This is a genomic window from Aestuariivita boseongensis (assembly GCF_001262635.1).
Classification (GTDB): Bacteria; Pseudomonadota; Alphaproteobacteria; order Rhodobacterales; family Rhodobacteraceae; genus Aestuariivita; species Aestuariivita boseongensis.
In genome coordinates, this window is sequence record NZ_JXYH01000060.1 from 1 (window position 1) to 20,307 (window position 20,307).

The 20,307-nt window shown below is 61.1% G+C and carries 18 protein-coding genes and 1 pseudogene; 1 reads left to right on the forward strand and 18 read right to left on the reverse strand.

Annotated features, from left to right (window positions below; genetic code table 11):
* Positions 1–241, forward strand: a pseudogene (locus tag TR61_RS20200) (hypothetical protein); the annotation flags it as partial.
* Here TR61_RS20200 and TR61_RS17270 read toward each other — a convergent pair.
* The 18 genes from TR61_RS17270 to TR61_RS17350 form a co-directional block, all read right to left on the reverse strand.
* Positions 238–1,224 carry a 3-hydroxyacyl-CoA dehydrogenase NAD-binding domain-containing protein gene (locus TR61_RS17270; protein ID WP_050931774.1) on the reverse strand — a complete coding sequence of 329 codons (987 nt, stop codon included), beginning with the start codon at positions 1,222–1,224 and terminating at the stop codon, positions 238–240. The pseudogene TR61_RS20200 and the gene TR61_RS17270 overlap by 4 nt on opposite strands.
* A gap of 1 nt (position 1,225) precedes the next feature.
* Positions 1,226–2,134 carry a helix-turn-helix transcriptional regulator gene (locus TR61_RS17275; protein ID WP_050931775.1) on the reverse strand — a complete coding sequence of 303 codons (909 nt, stop codon included), beginning with the start codon at positions 2,132–2,134 and terminating at the stop codon, positions 1,226–1,228.
* 80 nt (positions 2,135–2,214) lie between these two features.
* Positions 2,215–2,634 (reverse strand): acyl-CoA thioesterase, encoded by a 420-nt coding sequence (locus TR61_RS17280; RefSeq protein WP_050931776.1) that lies wholly within the window; start codon positions 2,632–2,634, stop codon positions 2,215–2,217.
* On the reverse strand, positions 2,635–3,837 hold the full coding sequence (boxA, locus tag TR61_RS17285; RefSeq protein WP_050931777.1) for a benzoyl-CoA 2,3-epoxidase subunit BoxA: 1,203 nt from the start codon (positions 3,835–3,837) through the stop codon (positions 2,635–2,637).
* Positions 3,834–4,007: a hypothetical protein gene (locus TR61_RS20205; protein ID WP_172677013.1), complete on the reverse strand. Its 174-nt coding sequence runs from the start codon at positions 4,005–4,007 to the stop codon at positions 3,834–3,836. Before TR61_RS20205 ends, boxA begins: the two co-directional genes overlap by 4 nt.
* Before the next feature lie 55 nt (positions 4,008–4,062).
* Positions 4,063–5,514: a benzoyl-CoA 2,3-epoxidase subunit BoxB gene (boxB, locus tag TR61_RS17290; protein WP_050931778.1), complete on the reverse strand. Its 1,452-nt coding sequence runs from the start codon at positions 5,512–5,514 to the stop codon at positions 4,063–4,065.
* A gap of 106 nt (positions 5,515–5,620) precedes the next feature.
* The gene (gene boxC / locus TR61_RS17295; RefSeq protein WP_050931779.1) at positions 5,621–7,282 is read right to left on the reverse strand and encodes a 2,3-epoxybenzoyl-CoA dihydrolase; all 1,662 of its coding nucleotides are present in this window, start codon (positions 7,280–7,282) and stop codon (positions 5,621–5,623) included.
* A gap of 166 nt (positions 7,283–7,448) precedes the next feature.
* Positions 7,449–7,883: a DUF309 domain-containing protein gene (locus tag TR61_RS17300; protein ID WP_245626921.1), complete on the reverse strand. Its 435-nt coding sequence runs from the start codon at positions 7,881–7,883 to the stop codon at positions 7,449–7,451.
* On the reverse strand, positions 7,876–8,697 hold the full coding sequence (locus TR61_RS17305; RefSeq protein ID WP_245626922.1) for an alpha/beta fold hydrolase: 822 nt from the start codon (positions 8,695–8,697) through the stop codon (positions 7,876–7,878). The genes TR61_RS17300 and TR61_RS17305 overlap by 8 nt, the downstream gene beginning before the upstream one ends.
* Positions 8,694–10,229, reverse strand: a complete 1,536-nt coding sequence (locus TR61_RS17310; protein WP_050931780.1) for a benzoate-CoA ligase family protein — start codon at positions 10,227–10,229, stop codon at positions 8,694–8,696. The genes TR61_RS17305 and TR61_RS17310 overlap by 4 nt, the downstream gene beginning before the upstream one ends.
* 126 nt (positions 10,230–10,355) lie before the next feature.
* Positions 10,356–12,158 carry a feruloyl-CoA synthase gene (locus TR61_RS17315; RefSeq protein WP_050931781.1) on the reverse strand — a complete coding sequence of 601 codons (1,803 nt, stop codon included), beginning with the start codon at positions 12,156–12,158 and terminating at the stop codon, positions 10,356–10,358.
* A gap of 49 nt (positions 12,159–12,207) precedes the next feature.
* Complete coding sequence (locus TR61_RS17320) at positions 12,208–13,704, reverse strand: TRAP transporter large permease (protein ID WP_050931782.1); 1,497 nt, start codon at positions 13,702–13,704, stop codon at positions 12,208–12,210.
* Complete coding sequence (locus TR61_RS17325; protein ID WP_050931783.1) at positions 13,701–14,285, reverse strand: TRAP transporter small permease; 585 nt, start codon at positions 14,283–14,285, stop codon at positions 13,701–13,703. The genes TR61_RS17320 and TR61_RS17325 overlap by 4 nt, the downstream gene beginning before the upstream one ends.
* Before the next feature lie 79 nt (positions 14,286–14,364).
* On the reverse strand, positions 14,365–15,423 hold the full coding sequence (locus TR61_RS17330; RefSeq protein ID WP_050931784.1) for a TRAP transporter substrate-binding protein: 1,059 nt from the start codon (positions 15,421–15,423) through the stop codon (positions 14,365–14,367).
* Positions 15,424–15,479: 56 nt separating this feature from the next.
* Entirely contained in the window at positions 15,480–16,520 is a 1,041-nt protein-coding gene (locus TR61_RS17335) for a TRAP transporter substrate-binding protein (protein WP_050931785.1), read from the reverse strand.
* A 207-nt stretch (positions 16,521–16,727) separates the two neighbouring features.
* Positions 16,728–17,939 carry a 3-hydroxybenzoate 6-monooxygenase gene (locus TR61_RS17340; RefSeq protein WP_050931786.1) on the reverse strand — a complete coding sequence of 404 codons (1,212 nt, stop codon included), beginning with the start codon at positions 17,937–17,939 and terminating at the stop codon, positions 16,728–16,730.
* Positions 17,940–17,943: 4 nt separating this feature from the next.
* Complete coding sequence (locus tag TR61_RS17345) at positions 17,944–18,636, reverse strand: fumarylacetoacetate hydrolase family protein (protein WP_050931787.1); 693 nt, start codon at positions 18,634–18,636, stop codon at positions 17,944–17,946.
* Positions 18,633–19,670: a cupin domain-containing protein gene (locus TR61_RS17350; RefSeq protein ID WP_050931788.1), complete on the reverse strand. Its 1,038-nt coding sequence runs from the start codon at positions 19,668–19,670 to the stop codon at positions 18,633–18,635. Before TR61_RS17350 ends, TR61_RS17345 begins: the two co-directional genes overlap by 4 nt.
* Between the last annotated feature and the right edge of the window lie 637 nt (positions 19,671–20,307).

Here is a 20,307-nt window from a genome sequence, read left to right on the forward strand (position 1 = left end):
CGACGCGCGGCGGGCCGCCGACACCGACAGATGCACACAGCTGGAAGCCGGCATGACGGCCCATCGCCGGGCGGTGCAGGCGGCGGGGTTCATCCCTGCGCTGAAATCCATGTTCGCGGCGGCCACGGGCAATAACACCTGGCTGAACACAAGGCCCCCGATGGCGGATGCGCCGCCCGAGTTGGGCCGGTCGTTGATAGATCAGCTTGACTGGCGCTATCCGGCAGAAGACCCGCGTTAGAGCCCGATCGCGTCCAGCCGGGACACCGGGTAGCCCAGCCCGTGGACCACGATATCGCGCAGGTCCGAGGCGGAGGTCACAGTGCCTTTCGCCTGAATGTCGGCCAAGGCGGCGCGCAGGGCATCCAGAATAGCGGCCATCACCTCGGCCCCGGTGAAGGGGCGCTGGTCGATCCCGGCGAACCAAGCCTCTTCGCGGATCAGGTCTTCGATCAGCGGGTCGATCACCGCCCCCCCGCCACCGGGATAGCGGTACCAACCCCAGCCAATCTTCTTGCCGATGCGGCCTTCTTCCACCGCGCGATCGGCGATCTTGCTAGGCTGCGCCTGCGCCTTGCGGCGGGCATAGGCCACGTCGAGGCCGGTGAGGTCTTGCGCCTCGTAAAACCCAAGATCAAAGCCGAAGGCGGTCATCGCCTCGTCCAGTTCCCACAGGATCGCGCCGCGGATCAGCAGATCGTCGCAGGCAGCGTGCAGGTGGTCTTGCAGGTGCAGCCCGACCGACGCCGCACCGTCCGGCAGGACCACCGGAACGCGCCCGATCTTCTGTGCCAGGTCCTGCCAGAGGGCCAGCGTCTGATCCGAGGTTTCGGCAAAGCGGGTCAGTTCCGTCAGATGCCGCAGCTGCATGGGCTGGAAGGGAACAAAGCGCAATTGCCGGGTCAGAGCGACGCCGGTCAGAGGTGTGGGATAGGGCGTGGCCACCACGGCATCGGGAGGCAGGATAAGCCCGTGACTGTCACGCTCTGCCATGTCCAGTGCGTCAAAGATCATTCCCGCGCCAGCCAGTGCAGAGGGATCGCTGTGAAAGGTGATCCGCGCGGCGGCCCGGGCATCATCCTTGCGCGCGAAATCCTGCGCCCGCTCAAGCGCCGATGTATCCGGGTCGACCACCCTTACCGGCAAATCGGCCGCTGCGCAGGCCAGGGCGAGTGACAGCCCCGTGGCGCTGCTGCCCAGAATGGCGATGGGGGTCTGGGTCATCTCAGACCAGGAACCGGTGATCCTGGATCAACTGCAACAGCTCGGCCAAAGAGCGGTCGACGGGTTTGCCCGACGTATCCAGCACCGCCTGCGCCTTTTCGTAATGCGCCTCGCGGCTGGTCAGGATCGACCGCAGCTGCTCCATCGCTTCGGGGTTTCCGGCCATCGGGCGTTCATCGCCTTGGGCGCGCACGCGGGCCATATGTTCGTCGGGCGATGTCTTGACCCAGATCGTGTGGAAATGCGCCAGAAGCGAGGCATAGGTGTCAGCCTCGGCCACGATGCCGCCCGCGACAGCGAGGATCATCTTGTCATGGCTTGCCACGATGCGGGCCAGCGCCTGCGCTTCCAGCTTGCGATATCCTTCGGGACCATAAAGCGCCATGACCTCGTCCACGGGCATGCCGCTTTGGGCCTCGATCTCGTCATTCAGTTCGACGAAGGGAAGGCCCAGCGATTGCCCGGCCAGACGGCCCAGCGTGGACTTGCCCGCACCGCGCAGACCCACAAGGCACAAACGTCGTGCACGCATCACCTGCGCGGGGCCCGGATCAAGCGCCTTCATCACTGCCGCGCGCACATCATCGGACGCACCGCGATAAAGGTCGGCGACGCGCAGTGCCTCGGAACTCCACGGGTCGTCTTCGGCAAGGAACCATTCGATCCGGTGATCCAGCGCGATCGAGACGCGTTGCAGCAAACCGATGGAGATGTTCCCCTCCCCCGCTTCAAGCTGCGCCAGATAGCGCGGGCTGACGCCGGACATGTCCGACAGCACGCGGCGCGGGATGCCCTTGCGTTCGCGGGCACGGCGCACCCTGTCGCCCACACGTGTCATGACTTCGGCCACGGCAAGATCGGCGGGACCGGGCGCGTTCTCCGGCGTCGTCAATTTGGCGGTGCTGGGCATGAACGCTCCATCAGGAATGAACAATAGTGCATATTTCTACCCCGCTTCCGCAGGGGGAGCAATGCAAGAAAGTGCAAAGATCAGGGGCGCATCAGCGGTTCGACAATCGCGCGCAGATCATCGGGCGCAGGCTGGCTTTTGAACTGATCGGCAATGGTGAAGACGCAGGTGAAGCTGCCGGTAAAGCAGGTCGTGCCATCCTGCGCGCCTTCCACCCGGAAGGTGATGGACTTGCTGCCCAGCTTTGTGGGCCACACCTTGCAGCGCAACCTATGGCGCGGTGTGATCGGAGACACGAAATCCATCGACAGGTTCACAAAAGGCGTGCCGACATTGCGGTCGGTTTCCATCTGGAACCAGCCGTCGCCATCCAGATGGTGTTCCCACCAGGCGTCGATACTTTCCAGCGCCCAGGCCGGAATGCGCGCGGTATAAGCGATGCGGGCCGGGTCGCAATCGCCCCAGCCCACACGGATCACGTGTTCGAAAACGTCGCTCACTTAATAGGTTTCCACGTGGTACCGGCCGTCTTCGCGCATGGCATCGCGGATCTCGGTCCAGGTCAGGCCGTTGCTGCGCGCGATATCGGACAGCGCGGCTTCCACGCCATGCTCCATCGCTTTCAGGCCGCAGATATAGATGTGGCCCTTGGGATCCTGCATCAGCTTTGCGACCTTATCGGCGTTTTCACGCAGCTTGTCCTGCACATAGGCTTTGGTCTCTCCCTCCTCTCGGGAGAAGGCAAAAACCTTCTGCATGAAGTCATCCGGCACCTTCTTGAGCGGGCCGAAATAGGGCAGCTCTTTCGGGCGGCGCGCGCCGAAGACCAGCGTCAGACTGTCCTTGACGGACGGCGCTTCGCGCTGGCGGCGCATGGTGAAGCCACGGAACGGGGCCGAGCCGGTACCGGTGCAGATCATCATCAGATGTGCGTCGGGGTCGGACGGCAACAGGAAGGTCGCGCCGAAGGGGCCGGTCAGATTGACCGTGTCGCCCGGTTTCAGGTCGCAGACATAGTTCGAACAGATGCCGTTTTCTTCCCGCTTCACGGTCAGCGACAGGTTGTTATAACCCGGACGTTCGCCGTCGCGCGGGCTGGAGATGGAATAAAGCCGGGGCAGATGCGCATTGCCGTTTTCATCTTCGCCCGGAGGGATGATGCCCACGCTTTGACCTTCCAGCGCCGGGAAAGGCTGCGCGCCAAGATCCAGTACGATGTGGCGCACGTCATTGTCGCTGTCTTCGGCGGTCAGGCGGTAATTGCCCTGCACCGTGGCCTTGGCCGGTTTGGCCAGGTTGTACATGTTCACCGTGGGCTTCGACGCGCTGGCGGGCGCCTTGGCCTTGCCGCCCGCGCCGGCATGCGCTTCGGCCAGCAGCGCGGCGATGGCGTCTTCGAGACCGTCCGTGTCGGCGTCCGAGCCATTGGAAACCGCGATCTCTTCCTGCTCGGGCAGTTCCATCCACTCATATTGCTGTTCCAGCGTATAGGCGCTGTCCTTGTCGGCCACGACGCGCCATTCATCGATGGACCCAGTGGGACAGACCGGAATGCAGTCCATGCAGAAATTGCATTTGGTGGGATCGACGACGACGTTGTTGTCATCATGTTCGATCGCCTGTTCCGGGCAGGTCATCTCGCAGGTGTAGCAGCGGATGCAGATTTCCGGATCGATCAGGTGCTGTTTGAACGGCGCGGTCATCTGGCACCGCCCCGCGAGAGGATCGCGTCGGGCAGGGTCATCGCTTCGACCAGCGCGATGCACAGGCCTTGGCAGCCCTTGCAGCCCAGGCAGGGGCCTTGCAGTTCGGCAATGGTTTCCGCAACGGCGCGGGTGCGCGGCGCGTAGGCGGCGAGGCGTTCCGTCTTCATGTCTCGTCTCCTTTGGGAATGGGGGCGGCAGGGTCGGACCCCGCCGCCCGATGCGTCACGCCATGTGCAGTTTGACGTATTCGAAATCGCCCGGCTTGTTGTCGATGCCGACCTTGGGCGGAGCGATCCAGCTGGCGTATTTGCCGGGCTCATAGACCGGTTTCATCAGCGACTGGATGAAATCGCCATCGGCATGGGTGGGCAGCCACTCCTGCAGGCCTTTGTCATATTCGGCACCGGACACCATCTTGCCATCCGGATCGAAATTCTTGTTGGCGAAGACGCCAATTTTCCGGTTGAAGGACTGGTGCGGCAGCTTCATTTCGAACTGGATACCGGCCTTTTCGATGATCTTGTTCCAGCGACCCACGCCACCGGCAGCGTCACGCACGTAATCGTCACGCAGGCGCATGTTGATGGCAGTCAGTGCGGGCACTTCGCGTTCGACGATCATGTCACCTTCCAGATCCAGCACCTTGTAGGTGTCATTGGTCAGCTTGTGGTCATCGTCGATCCGCATTTCCATATAGCGGCCCTTGATGCCTGCGTTGAACGCGTTGGCGGCGTTCGTGGACACCTCCTGCCCGAAGAGGTCGAGCGAGAGAGTATAGTGCAGGTTCAGCTTCTTCTGGATCGTCGGCAGGTCGATCACGCCCAGATTGCGGATCTTGTCGGTGTCATAAGGGTCGTCGATGCCCGCTTTGTTCATCGCCTCGACCGTGGCCTGAATGGTGCGGCCCACGCCGGTTTCACCCACGAACATGTGGTGGGCTTCTTCGGTCAGCATGAAGCGGCACGTGCGCGACAGCGGGTCAAAGCCCGATTGCGCCAGGCTTTCCAGCTGCATCTTGCCGTCACGGTCGGTGAAATAGGTGAACATGAAGAACGACAGCCAATCCGGCGTTTCTTCGTTGAAGGCGCCCAGCATCCGCGGTGCTTCCTCGGAACCCGAGGAGCGGACCAGCAGGTCATTCGCCTCTTCCCGGCCGTCGCGGCCGAAATACTTCTGCAGCAGGTAGACCATCGCCCAGAGGTGGCGGCCTTCTTCCACGTTCACCTGGAACAGGTTGCGCATGTCGTAAAGCGACGGCGCGGTGAGGCCCAGGAAGCGTTGCTGTTCGACCGATCCCGGCTCGGTATCGCCCTGGATCACGATCAGGCGCTTGAGCATGTTGCGGTATTCGCCCGGCACTTCCTGCCAGGCGGGCTCGCCGAAATGTTCACCACAGGGGATGCGGCGGTCTTCCACTTGCGGGGCCAGCAGAACGCCCCAGCGGTATTCGGGCATCTTCACATAGTCGAACTTGGCCCAGCCTTTCGGGTCAACCGATACGGCGGTGCGCAGATAGACCATGGATTCCTGGAAATTCTGCGGGATCAGGTCGTTCCACCAGTTGATATAGCCGGGGTGCCATTTCTCCAGCGCCTTGAGGACCTTCTTGTCCTGGCTCAGGCCCACATTGTTGGGGATTTGTGTGTCGTAGCTAACGTTGATGAGGTCGAGCATTGGTTTCTCCCTAAGATGCCGGGCTGAAGCCCGGCCTACTGATGTCATGCGGGACCGGTTGATGCCGGGGCCCGTAGGCCGGGCTTCAGCCCGGCAGTCTTGCAGGTCAGACCCGCTCCATGTCGTATTCACCGCGCTGGCCGGTGCCATAGCGCTGCAGCGCGCCATTTGCGCCCACCGCGTTGGGACGGTTGAAGATCCAGTTCTGCCAGGCGGTAAGCCGCCCGAAGATCCGGGTTTCCATCGTTTCCGGGCCGGCAAAGCGCAGATTGGCTTCCATGCCCGTCATCGCATCGGGCGAGAAGCTGGCGCGTTCTTCGAGGAAGATACGCACTTCGTCCTCCCAATCGATGTCGTCATAGGCATAGGTTACCAAGCCCAGTTCTTCGGCATCTTCCGCCTCAAGCGGTTCGCCGATGGAGCTTTTGAGCTTTTCGACCTGCTGCGGTTCGCCGAGGAAACGGGTTTCCAGGCGGCTGAGGTCATTCGACATCGGGAAGGTGCCGAAATTGCTGTCCGACAGGGTGACCGTTGCCATGTGGCGGTTATCGCCGTCGAATTCATCCAGCATCATAAAGCTGCGGTCGACGGCCCAAAGCAGTTCTGCCAGAACACCGGCATAGCAGGAGCCGTGTTCGACCAGCGCCACAAGGCTGCGGGAGGTCATGTCGACGCGTTTCAGAACGCGTTTCCAGTATTTCAGGATCTCGTTGGCCAGCCAGTGATCGGCATTGTCGAGAAGCAGTTTCTCATGGGCCAGAACGGCCTCCGGGTCGCCCTGGGTCTGGAAAACAACCAAGCCCACTTTGCGTTCGTTCAGGCGCAGATGCAGGATCGCGTCATCCAGTTCGCGCGCAAGGCGCAGCAGGTACAGATCCGCGCCCAGCGCCTGGGCCGCGTCCATGTCCGCAGGCACGTCCTGATCGGGGCCTTTGAGGGTGATCGTCGCAGTGTTGGCGTTGCGGTCCACAGCGACTTCGACCAGCGAATAGGAGACCGAGCCATCATCGGCAAAGCTGCGGGTGAGCGGGGTGAGTTCGATCCCCTTTTCCACGTCAGCCTTGGAGGAGTTCGCGGCGAATTCCTTCGCACGCTCAGCCACCACCTCGTCGAATTTGGAGTTCGGCACAACCTCGTCCACCAGACGCCAATCCACGGCACGCTGACCTTTCACGCCTTCCTCGATCGAGCAGAAGACATCGGCGCGGTCACGGCGCACCTTGCGCTTGTCGGTCACACGGGTCAGGCCACCGGTTCCCGGAAGCACGGCCAGCAGCGGAACCTCGGGCAGCGCGACAGAGGACGAGCTGTCATTGGTCAGCATGATGTAGTTGCACGCCAGCGCCAGTTCATAGCCGCCCCCGGCGCAAGCGCCTTTCACGGCGGCGATGTACTTCTGGCCGCTGTCTTCCTCGGCCGCCTCATAGGTGTTGCGTGTTTCATTGGTGAATTTGCAGAAGTTCACCTTGTGCGCATGGGCCGCACCGCCCAGCATGCGGATATTCGCCCCGGCGCAGAACACGTTGTCCTTACCCGACCGCATGACGACAACCTTCACCTCGGGATGTTCGAAGCGCATCCGCTGGACCACATCGGCCAGCTCGATATCGACGCCAAGGTCATAGGAATTCAGCTTGAGCTGGTAGCCATCGAAAAGGCCACCATTCTCGTCCACATCCATATAAAGATTGGCCACCGGGCCATCATATTCCACACGCCAGTGGCGGTATTTGGACGGGTCGGTCTGGAAGTCGATAATCTTGGACATGGACGCTCCTCCCTAAAGCGTATTTTCGATGCACTTTAATGCGCGGGCAATGGTGAGTAAAGGCATAAGATGCATTTTAGTGCTAAGTTAATATTGCATAAAACCAGATACTTACAGTTCATTTGCAGCAAAGATCAAGTATATGTGCATTTTAATGCACCGCCCATCAGCCCCCGCGCTCAACCGAATCGACACGCGCCAGCCAGAGGTCCACGTCCTGCTCCATCACCCTTTCCCCGCCTGCGGATCGGGCCGCGCGCAGATGGTCGCGCGCCTTGGCGCAGAGACGTTGGGCAGCGGCAGGGCGCCCCATCCGGTGTTTCAGCGCGGCATTGGCCAGCTGGATGACGCCCTGCACCATCTGATGTTCCGCGGTTCCATCGGGCGTGGCCATCCAGACCGGCTCAAGAACCTCGTGCGCTTCCCAAAAGAAGCCTTCGTCAAAAAACCGAAGGCCCGCCCGCCACGCCAGCGTGCCCGGCAGATCCTTCAGCGCAATCCCGGGCGGGACACTTGCGTGATAGTCTTCAAACGACCCTTTGGCATGCCGCGGCGTCTGGCCCGGAACATAGACGTGACCGGGCAGCGTGATGTCAGGCAAGACTGACCTGTTCCGCTTCGATCCGCTCCAGCCGTGCCACGAAGTCCGCAACAGCGGCCAGAGTGGCATCGGGTTGCTCCAGATGAGGAGCGTGCTTGCAATCGTCCAGAATGACCAGATCGACGGGCGAGTAGGCGCGGGTTTCGACCTCCTGCACCTGGGCAAGTGTGCCGTATTGATCGTCGCGGCCTTGAATGGCCAGCGCGGGAATGCGGAAGTAATCAATCACCTCGGCCACATTCCAGTTTCGGAAACCGGGGTCCAGCCAGGTATCGGCCCAGCCAAGGAAGGCGCCATCCACATCTTTGTGGTATTTCGCCAGACGCGGTTTCAGATCGCCGCTGTCATAGGCGTCCCGCGCCTTCGCGATTTCAGCCACACAGACATCTTCGTTAAAGAAATGCGGGGCCATCAGGATCAGGCCGCGCACGCGCAAGTCTTCGACCGACCCGGCATAGATGGCCGAGACCGTGGCCCCGTCGCTGTGGCCGAACAGAATGCCGCGCTGAAACCCGATGGCATCCAGAAGACCGGGCAGAAACTCTTTGGCCTCGCGGGTCATGAAATCAAGCGGGCGCGGCAGGGTGACCGGGCTGGACGCGCCATAACCCGGTCGCGAAAAGACAAAGACGCCAAGGCCGGTTGCCTCCGCCACTTTCTGCGGGAAATCACGCCACAGGGCCAGGCACCCCAACCCCTCGTGCAGCATCACGATCGTGGCGGCCTTGTCGGTTGACGGACCGTAACAGGCGTATTCAATCGCCAGGCCGTTCACATCAAGCGGGGCTGCGGGTGACGCGGTCCAGTCCATCATGCGAGCTCCCTCAGTTTGAAGCGCTGGATCTTGCCGGTGGCCGTCTTGGGCAGGTCTTCGACGAATTCGATCCAGCGGGGATATTTCCACTTACCGATCTTCTCTTTGACATAGTCTTTCAGATCGCTGTCCGGGATTGGAGTGCTGACGTCTTTAAGAACGATATAGGCTTTGGGCTTTTCCAGCCCCTCGTCGTCGCGCGCGGGCACGACGGCAGCTTCCAGAACGGCCGGATGAGAGATCAGGGATTGTTCCACCTCGAACGGAGAGACCCAGATGCCCGAGACCTTGAACATGTCATCCGTCCGCCCGCAATAGACGAAGCGGCCATCCTCTCGGCGTTCGTATTTGTCGCCCGTGCGGGTCCATTCGCCTTCGAACGTGGCCCGGCTTTTGTCGCGCTTGTTCCAATAGCCATCGGCGGCCGAGGCACCGCGCACCAGAAGTTCGCCAATTTCTCCGGTTGCGACATCGTTGCCGTCCTCATCGACAAGGCGCAGCTCGTATCCCGGCACCGCTGTGCCCGAGGTGCCATAGGCCACATCCCCCGGCGCGTTCGACAGGAAGATGTGCAGCATTTCCGTCGAGCCGACGCCATCCAGAATGTCGACGCCCCAAAGCTGGTGCCAGGTTTTGCCGATCTCTTCCGGCAGCGCCTCTCCGGCTGAGATGCAGGCGCGCAGAGGTGCGTCAGGAGTGCCCGCTTTCTGCAAATGCTGCACCAGCGCAGCATAAAGCGTGGGTACGCCGCAGAAGACGGTGGGTTTTTCAGACGCCAGGATATCGGCCACGCCATCGGGGGTCGGGCGGCCCTGGAACAGAACTGTCGTCGCACCGACGCTGAGCGGGAAGGTCATGGCGTTGCCCAGACCATAGGCGAAGAACAGTTTGGCCACGGAATAGACCGTGTCGTCTTCGTGGATGCCCAGCACCTGCGCGCCATATGTATCGGCGGTGGCCTTCAGCGCGCCGTGCACGTGGCGGACGCCTTTCGGCTGGCCGGTCGACCCGCTGGAATAGAGCCAGAAGGCGCATTCATCGTCGCTGACCGGAACCGCATCTGCTGGCGCGGCACCGTCCATGAAGGTGTCAAAACTGATGGTGCCATCGGGCGCGTCGCCCACCACCACGATCTTGCGCAGCGATGGCGTATTGCGCGCGGCAGGCAGAACGACCGGAAGCAGTTCTTCGCTGACAAACAGGATCGCCGCGCGGGCGTCGTTCAGGATCACCTCGTACACATCTGTGGCCAGCAGCGTGTTCAGCGGCACAGCCACGACGCCCGCCTTCAAGCAGCCCCAGAAGACCGGCGGAAATTCAAGCTGATCCAGCATCAGCATCACGGCGCGTTCCTCGCGGTTGATGCCGGCGCGTTGCAAGGCATCGGCGACGCGAGCGCTTTCATGGGCCAGATGGCCATAGGTCATGCGGCGTTTGTCACCGGCGGCCTCGCGGAAGGCAACCTTGTCGGCACGGCCTTCCTGAAGGTGACGGTCCACAAACCACAAAGCGGCGTTGCGGTTGTCTGTCATATGATGTCCTCCCATCGACCGTGGCCGCACCTCTCTCCTCCCGGGTGCGATCCACGAGTCGCTTGGCTTATCATGCAAAGATCAGTCAGATATGCAAGATATCCCTTTATATGCACTATTTTGCAACTATAGCCGGATGACTGCCGGATCATTGGAATAGAGCCGCTCCAGTACATCCTCGCGCCGCAGCAGAAGTTTGCGGAAGTTCAGATTGCCCTTCGCCGTGATTTCCCCGTCGGCCATCGATGGCGGCTCGGACAGGATCAGAACGCGACGGATGCGGCTGGACGTGCCGCGCGTTTCGCTGCCGAAATCAGCAAGGCGTTTGCGGATCTCGTCCTCGAACGCCGCGCCGCGCCAGATGCCGTTATCATCTGTCAGTTCATGCGCCGCCACCGCCGCGGGGCTGGGCACGATCAGCAGGCCAACCTCGGTCTGGCCCTGCCCGGTGATCACAACATCCTGCGCCAGAGGGGCCAGAGCGGGCAACAGCTCAAGCCGCATATTGGCCGCGCGCACCCAGATGCCGGTCAGCAGCTTGAAGTCTTCCGAGATGCGCCCATCGAACCGCATCCCCTTGGCGGGATCGTCCGGATCGACGAACACCATGGCATCGCCAGTCAGGAAATATCCTTCATCATCAAAGGCCTCGGCCGTCTTTTCGGGATCATGGAAATAGGCCTTGAAGATATTGGGGCCGGAGACGCGCACCTCCCAGCGGTCACCGTCATCGGGGACCAGCTTGACCGTGCCGCCTGTCATCGGCACGCCCACGACGCCCGATTGATCTGTCAGTTCATGCTGGATCATATGGGCAGGGCCGGTTTCCGTCAGGCCCCAGGACGAATTCATCAGCGGTGCTGTGCCGCGCACCTCGACCGCCATGTCATGCAGATCGCGCCAGACATCCTGCGGCAGCGATGCGCCGGCATAAAACAGCATGTCGAGATCCTTGAAATACGTCTCGCGCAGGGCGGGGTCTTCGCGCATGGCGTCGCGCAACATGGCAAAGCCCACGGGCACATTGAAGGCCATGGTGCCGTTCATCAGGCGGTTGTTTTCGATCGTCTTGTCGACCAGCCCTTTCACCGGCTTGCCACCGTCGATGTACAGACTGCCACCATTGGCCAGCATCATGTTGAAGTTGTGCGACCCCCCAAAGACGTGATTCCACGGCAGCCAGTCGACGATGCGCGGGGGGCGATCCTGCAGGAAGGGCAGCGCGTCCACGATCATCGCCTGGTTGGCGCACATCATCCGGTGTGTCGTCTCCACCCCCTTGGGGTTCGAGGTCGAGCCCGAGGTCATCAGGATCTTCACCACCGAATCCGGGCCGACCTTGGCCTCTTCCGGTTCCAGATCCACATGAGCCCCGGCCAGCAGATCGGCGAAGGCGTCGGCCCCCTCCGGCACGTTGTGGGTGACGATCTGCTGCAGCGCCGCCAGTTCCGGCAAGGCAAGGGCACGGCCAAAGGCTTCGCCATCCTCGGCATAGACCATCGCAGGCCGCGTCAGTTGGGCGACATAGCTGAGTTGTTTGTCCGCACCAGGGATCAGCGCATATTGTTCGGCCACCGGAACGGTCGGGATCCCCACCAGATGCGCGGCAAGGCTGAGCACGCCATGGTTCACGCTGTTGCCCGAGATGATCAGGATCGGCGTTTCCGGACCCAGCCCGCGGGCCAGCAGGGCCTGTGCCACGGCTTCCACCTGCTGCAGCGCCTCGGCATAGGGCAGTTCGCGCCAGCCGGGCCCGCTGCGTTCGGCCAGAAAGACCATGTCGGGCCGGTCCACCGCCCAGCGCCGCAGCCAGACGGATGAGGTCGCGACCACATCGCTGGGCGGATAACCTGAACGCAGAAGGACCGTCCCATCGGGTCGGTCTTCGCGGATCACCTTGTGCGGGCGATACTGCGTTTGATGTGCCATGGCTTCATCCTCCTCCCGCGCCGAAACAGATACCCGGCGCGACCCGATCTTACCTGATCAGGAAAAGCGTGATCGCCGGGAACATGACCAGGATAATCACCCGGATGATGTCGGACCCGACAAAGAACAGAACGGCCTTATAGGTGTCGATCATCCGCGTGGTGCGATCCATCGCGTTGATGATGAACAGGTTCATGCCCACCGGCGGCGTGATCAGCCCCACCTCGACCACGATCAGGACAAGGATGCCGAACCAGATGGCGACGTATTCCGCCTCGATCCGGTTGGCCATGCCTTGCGTGACGCGGATATCCAGCGCCTTCATCTGCTCGCGCGTCAGTTCGGCGCCGCTGGCGATGGCGGTTCGGATACTTTCCAGCATCTCGGCGCCCATGCCTTCGGGGATGCCTGCGTTCAGCACCTCCATCGCGGCTTCGGCCTGCATGGCGGCCAGGTTCACCAGATCGAAGTCCAGAACGCTGATTACCGGAAAGAAGATCGGGATGGTCAGAAGGATCATCGACAGGCTGTCCATCAGGCAGCCGAAGATCAGGTAAAAGACAAGGATCAGGGCCAGCACCATCCAGGGGCTGAGACCCATTTCCACCACCCAGTTCGACAGCTCCTGCGGGACCTGGGTAAGCGCAAGGAACCCGTTATAGAAGGCCGCGCCCAGAACGATGAAGAAGATCATCGCGGTGGACCGGGCGGTGACGGTGAAACTTTCGATCAGCGTGGACCAGGTCAGACCGCCATTGATCAGCGCGATCAGCCCGGTGCCTGCCGCACCAACGGCTGCGCCTTCGGTCGGTGTGAACCAGCCCGCATAAATACCGCCCACCACCAGGCCAAAGACCAGCAGAACAGGCCAGACCGCAATCAGGTTACGGAACCTTTCGGCCATAGGGATCGCTTCGCGCACACCCGCGCTGTCGGGGTAGAGCCGGACATAGATCGAGATAGCGATGACGTAACCGATGGCGGCAAGAATGCCGGGAATGAAAGCCGCCAGAAACAGCTTGGCGATGTTCTGTTCAGTGAGGATCGCATAGATCACCAGCACCACGGAAGGCGGGATCAGGATACCCAGCGTGCCGCCCGCAGCCAGCGTCGCGGTCGAGAACCCCCCGGCATAGCCATAGCGTTTCAGCTCAGGCAGGGCGACGCGCCCCATCGTCGCCGCAGTGGCCAGTGACGATCCGCAGATCGCCCCGAACCCGGCACAGGCACCGATAGAGGCCATGGCCACCCCACCCTTGCGGTGGCCCAGAAACCCTTCCGCCGCCTTGAACAGCGCGGTCGACATGCCGCCCAGCGTCGCGAAATGGCCCATCAGCAGGAACATCGGAACGATCGACAGTGAATAGCTGGAGAAGGTCGTATAGGTCTCGTTCTTCAGCCGGGCGAAGGCGACGGTGGTGCCGTCGGTGACAAGGACCAGCCCGACAAGACCCACAAGAAACATCGCAAGGCCAATCGGCACTCGCAGAAAGATAAGCGCCATCAGCGCCGGGAAAGACGCGATCCCTACTTCAAGGCTGCTCAATGTTCTGCTCCTGCGCCTTCTTCGACCAGCGTGCGGCCCGTCGCCATTTCCACAACCCGGATGACGGCCATATAGACCGCGACCACCGATGACACGACAGCCCCTACAAGGCTGGCCGCATAGGCCCACCAGATCGGGAATTCGATCAGGAAGGAGGTCTCACCATATTGCTTCTTCGACATCATGCCATCGAACAGCTGCACCGCGATCAGGATCAGAACTGCGGCGAACACAACCTCGGTCACGGCACGCAGGGTCTTGTCCATCCATTTGGGAAAGGCATTCGCGAAGATATCGACCGAGGCATGACCCGCCGTGATCTGACACAACGGGATGAAGGCGAAGATGGCAAAGGCGACACCGGCCTCAACCAGTTCGAAATCCCCGTTCACCGGGCCCACGCCGATATCGATCATCCACTTCGAAAAGCCCGGAGCGAGCCCGGTCATGAAGTCGCTGTGAAACATCCCGTTCAGACTGCGGCCGATCACTGACACACAGGTCAGCAGGATCAGAACGCTCAGGACGATGCCGCCCAATATGGCCATCAGCCGGGCCAATCCCATCATGAATGCGTGCATGGATTTCCTGCCCCGTTCCTGCGCTGCACATGATCAGGCCACGGCACGTTTCCATGCCGTGGCCCATGATATGCAGCAATCAGTTGGTCGCGCTTTCGGTGTATTTGTCGATCAGCATCCGAGCCTCGTCGATCAGGGCCTGACCGTCGATGCCGCGACCGTTCATGTCCTTGACCCATTCGTCATAGATCGGCTGCGCCGCTTCGCGCCACACGGCGGTCTGTTCCGCATCCAGCGTGATGATGTTGTTGCCAAGATCCAGCGCCTGTTCGCGGGCGGGGCCGTCGCTGTCTTCCTGCGTACCGCCTGCAAAGACGGAGAATTCCAGCCCGGAATTGTCGTCGATCACTTTCTGCAGATCGGCGGGCAGGCTTTCATACTTGTCCTTGTTCATCGCCAGAACGAAGGTCAAAACATAAAGCGCGTTCCCGGTGAATTCGGTGTGGTTTGTCACCAGCTCCGGCACTTTCAGCGCGGCGGTCACTTCCCATGGGATAGTGGTGCCGTCGATCACGCCTTTGGACAGGCCTTCCGACACGGCTGGAACCGGCATGCCGACAGGCGTTGCGCCCAGAAGCGTCAGCAGAGAGTTGACCGAGCGCGAGCCGCCACGGATCTTCATGCCTTGCAGATCCCCAGGCTCAACGACCGGGTCCTTGGTGTGGATCAGGCCGGGGCCGTGGACCCAGGTTCCCAGAATGTGGACATCCTTGAATTCGGTGTCCTTCATGTGCTTTTCGAACATTTCCCAATAGGCGCGGGATGCCGCGCGGGCGTTCGTCATCATGAAGGGCAGTTCAAAGACTTCGGTCGAGGGGAAGCGCCCGGGGGTATAGCCGACCACGGTCCAGACGATGTCCGCCACGCCATCAATGGCCTGGTCCATCAGCTCTGGTGGCTTGCCGCCCAGCTGCATCGACGGATAGCGTTCGACCTTGATGCGGCCGCCGGATGCTTCTTCGACGTTATCCGCCCAGACATCCAGAACCAGCTTCGGCACGTTGGCCTGAGCCGGCAGGAACTGGTGCAGTTTCAGCGTAACTTCCTGTGCCGAGGCCGATGTCGCCATTGCGCCCATGCTGAGTGCAGCAATGGCGGCGCTGGCGGCTAGACCCAGCAGGGTTCTCCGTTTGGTCATTGGTATCCTCCCTTTTGACCTTTATTGGAGCGGCCCAACACAGGACCGCCCATTTATCAGTTGGACGCTTTGTACTCTTCCATCAAAGCACGCGCCTCATCAATCAGAGCCTGCCCGTCAATGCCCTGGGAGTCCATATCGGCCACCCATTTGTCATAAACCGGCTGTGCCAGCGCGATCCATTCGGCGGTGTCCGCTTCGCTGATCGTGATGACGTTGTTGCCCGCGTCCAGCGCCAGTTCGCGCGCCGGACCGTCCGAGCTGGCTTGCGTGGTGCCCGCAAAGACCGAGAATTCCAGACCGGAATTGTCATCGATCACCTTTTTCAGATCGTCCGGCAGGCTTTCATACTTCTCTTTGTTCATCGCCAGAACAAAGGTGATGTTGTAAAGCGCGGGGCCTTCAAATTCGGTGTGATTGTCCACCAGTTCGGCCACTTTCAGGGCCGTCGTCACCTCCCACGGGATGGCCGCGCCGTCGATCACGCCTTTGGACAGCGATTCCGGAATGGCCGTCACCGGCATCCCGACCGAGGTTGCGCCCAATTCATCAAGAAGTTGCGTTACCATCCGCGAGGCACCGCGGATTTTCAGCCCTTCCATATCAGCCGGCGATTCAACAGGTTCGGACGTGTGCAGCATGCCGGGGCCGTGCACCCAGGTGCCCAGGATCTTCAGATCCTTGAAATCGGTGTCTTTCATGTGCTTTTCGAACATCTGCCAGTATGCGGCAGAGGCCGATGCGGCATCAGTGGTGAAAAACGGCAGTTCGAACACTTCGGTCCGCGGGAAGCGGCCCGGCGTAAAGCCGTTCACGCCCCAAACGATATCTGCCACGCCATCAATGGCCTGATCGATCAGCTGCGGCGGCGTACCGCCCAGTTGCATGGATGGAAAACGCTGGATTTCGATCCGCCCACCCGATGCCTCTTCGACATTGTCGGCCCAGACATCCAGAACCAGCTTCGGCACATTCGCCTGCGCCGGCAGGAACTGATGCAATCTGAGCGTGACGTCCTGCGCTGCGGCTGACGTGGCCAACATTCCGGCCATGGCGACACCGCCAAGAAGGCCGATCACAGTTCTCCGAGTGGTCATGTCATTTCCTCCCTCTGACATGCGCGGCGGTTATTTTTGCGCCGCCGCCAAGTTATGTCCGTTTTTCAGGACCAATCAAGGATCAGTTAACCTATGAACGAAAATTCGACTTATGATTAACCAAAAAAACAACCAACCTGCGCGCATAAGGCACTATTTTGCCTGATGGCGTATATAATGCACCCAGCGTGAAGTTAGCCGGTCGCATTACGTGCCGACTCGCCTTGTTTCGGACGATACTGCGCCTTCCAGACCGGTCGAGCCATAAAGCCACGCGATCTGATCATACCAGTCAGCCGGCCCCCGCGCGCTCATCACCGCGTTGCGCAGTGCGGCGTGCGCACCTGCGGGGTGATAGACATGTTCCCCGATCTGGCGTGACTGCAGCTGAACCCGCGCTGTACGCAGGCGGCGTCTGTCCTGATATGCGATCAGCGCTGCGGGGAGATCGTCACTGTTCCCCAGTTCATGAGACAGGCAGACGGCATCCTCCATCGCCATACAGGCGCCCTGCGCGAAATACTGAAGCATCGGATGGGCGGCATCGCCCAGAAGCGCCACGCGTCCGTCGACCCAATCAAGGATAGGATCGCGGTCGCACAGCACCCACAGCTTCCAGTCCTTGCCCTTGTCGATGATCTGCTGGGCGCGCGGGTGCACATGTTCGAACCCTTGGCGCACCTCGTCATGGCTGACGGGTTTGCCGGCCACCGGTTCGGGCGCGTCATTGTGATAGGTCACCACCAGGTTGAAGAGCTTCCAGCCGGACAGCGGGTAATGCACGATATGGCATTTCGGTCCGGCCCACAGCGTGGCGGCGTTCCAGCGCAGGTCTTCGGGCATGTCTTCCACGGGAATGACCGACCGATAGGTGGTATGGCCAGACACGCGCGGCGCGCCATCGCCCACCAGCTGTTTGCGGATATTCGACCACAACCCGTCCGCCCCGATCAGTGCACGCCCCGTGACCGTTTCACCGGAAGCCAAGGCAACAGTCACGCGGTCGCCGTCTTGGTCATATCCGGTCACGGCAGCACTGGTGCGCAGTTCGACCAAATCGTGAGCCTGACAGGCCTTCAGGAACACGCCGTGCAGATCGCCGCGATGGACCACCGCATAAGGGTTGCCGAAGCGCGTGCGAAACGCGTCATCCAGCGGGATGCGCGTGATCTCATCCCCGGTCAGCGCATCCATCAGACGCAGGTTGTCGATATAGACGGCCATGTCGCGCGCCGCATCACCGACACCCAGATAGTCAAAGGCATGAAAGGCGTTCGGCCCCAGCTGGATGCCCGCACCAATCTCGCCCAGTTCAGCCGCCTTTTCCAGCACGGTCGAGGCGATGCCCTTCTGTGCAAGACCAATGGCCGTGGCCAAACCGCCGATCCCGCCGCCCGCAATCAGGATGCGATCCGACATCGGACTATTCGGCATCCGTGATGGTCAGCGCGATCGGGTCCAGCCCATCCACACCGCCTGCGATCACGTCACCCGCAACGACGGGTCCAACACCCGCAGGTGTGCCGGTCATGATCAGATCGCCTGGGCGAAGGTGATAGAATTTCGACAGGTCCGAGACGATTTCATCGACTTTCCAGATCAGCTCTTCCAGGGTGGCGTCCTGCTTGACCTCGCCGTTCACCTCAAGCCAGATGCGCTGCTGGCCAACCGCACCGAAATCACCCGCCTTGGTCAGGGGCGCGAAGACGGCGCTGTCTTCCACGTCCTTGCCCAGATCCCAGGGCCGCTGCTTGTTGCGCGAGGCGATCTGCAGATCGCGCCGAGTCATGTCGAGCCCGCAGCCATAGGCATAGATCGCATCCAGCCCTTGTTCTTTCGAGCAGCGGAACACCGGTTTGCCGATGGCGATCACCAGTTCCATCTCGTGATGGAAATTCTCGGTCCCAGGAGGATAAGGCATGGATGCCCCCGTCAGCACAGCATTGGCGGGGGATTTGGTGAAATAGAATGGCGCCTCGCGATCCACCTCGAACCCCATCTCGGCGGCATGGGCGGCATAGTTCCGGCCCACGCAGAAAACGCGCCCGATCGGGTATCCCGCGCTTTCGCCTTTGACCGGAATGTCCGGAATGGTGGGCAGGGTAAACAGGCTCATTTCGCGCGCTCCTCGTAATAGCCCAGCTTTTCCTGCAGCGGGCGGTCATGGATGCGGACAAGGAAGCTTTCCTCCTCCGCGCTATGGGTGATGTCGGCAAAGACTGGGGCGGTAAAGGTATCTTTCGGCCCCCAGTGAATGGTCTGCCCGTTCACCACGGTTGTGCCCCGGCCCTTGACCACATGGAAGGCGGCCGAGGCTGAGCGCAGCGGCGGCGCATCGGTTTGGCCCGCGGCCAGCATCATGGCAGTGAAGCCCATGGTGGGCAGGACATCCTGACCGGTTTCGGGGTTGATGAAATCCATCTCGGCCACGCTGTCATCGCCATATTTGGCCATCTGGCGCAGCGCCGCTTCGGTCTGTTTCCAGGGATAGCGCATCATCGGATAGCGCCGCACCGATGAATTCAGCCGCCGCGAGGGCGCAAGCCCCGCCGCACGGTACTCAACCTCGGACGCATCTGGGCGGTTGCGCTGCGCCTGAAGTGGGCCTTCGATGGCATAGGAGCCTTCCAGATACACGAACAAAGGCAAGTCCAGCGCATCCAGCCAGATCACAGGCTCGTCCCCGTCATGGCCATGGTCATGCCAGTCGCCGCCGGGGGTCAGCACCAGATCGCCATCTTCCATTGGCAGCTTTTCACCGTCGACAACCGTATATCCGCCGGTCCCTTCAACGATAATCCGCGCCGCAGATGGCGTGTGCTTGTGCGCAGGCGCACTTTCGCCCGGCAGCAGCAACTGCAGCCCCAGGTAAATCGACGAGGTCGCCTGCATCGCACCGGTGCCCCGCCCCGGATCGGACAGAACCAGCACCCGGCGCTCGGCCTTTTCAACTGGCGTTAACTCGCCCGCACGCATCAAAAGAGGACGCACCGCATCAAAAGACCAATGACCCGACCGCGTCACCGGGTTGGGCGCATCATGGGGCAAGACATTGCGCATCATCGGCCAAAGCGGCGCCACGCCGGCCTCGGTCATGGCGGCTTTGTAATCGTCTGGAAGCTCGTCCAGCGTTCCCAGCTGTTCCGACATTCGGATCCTCCCCTATCCAGCAGTCATTTTGTTATGTATGCTTATTATATGCATACCTGTCAATTGCCTATACGACTCGCAGGAACAAGAGTACCACCATGACGCAAAGCTGCAGCAACAAAGCCAGCCGCACGCGGCATGCTGAGGCACAGGTGCCCCTGTCTCGACGCAATGAGCTTCGAATCGCTGAGGCAGGCCTCTTCCCTGGAAAAAGTTCGCGCGCTGTCACGCCAATATTGCTGTGTGAGCGCTCACTGGTTTTAACGTCCGAAGTGCGTTGAAAGACGGACATCTGACAGTTTTCTCAGATGTCACGTTCGAGCCCGGTCCGGACATCTTTGAATCGAAGCCACTCAAGCTGTTCATTCGCGAATGCTTCGCTCCAATGCAGTCGAAAACATGCAACACTTGGAATATTTGGGCGGATGACGGGTTGGCGGCAGTTCCTTCAAGATTCAGGATGAACAATGTGCCATCGCAACTTATTACATTATTTGCTGAGGTCGTTTTGAAACGCTCGATCATACACACCCTTGTCCTTTCTACCGCAGTTGCAACTCTGGCCGGATCGGGTGGAGCAAGTGCGCAGACAGCCGACAGCACACAGTCACGTGAGAAGTGAGCAGCCCGATCTGAT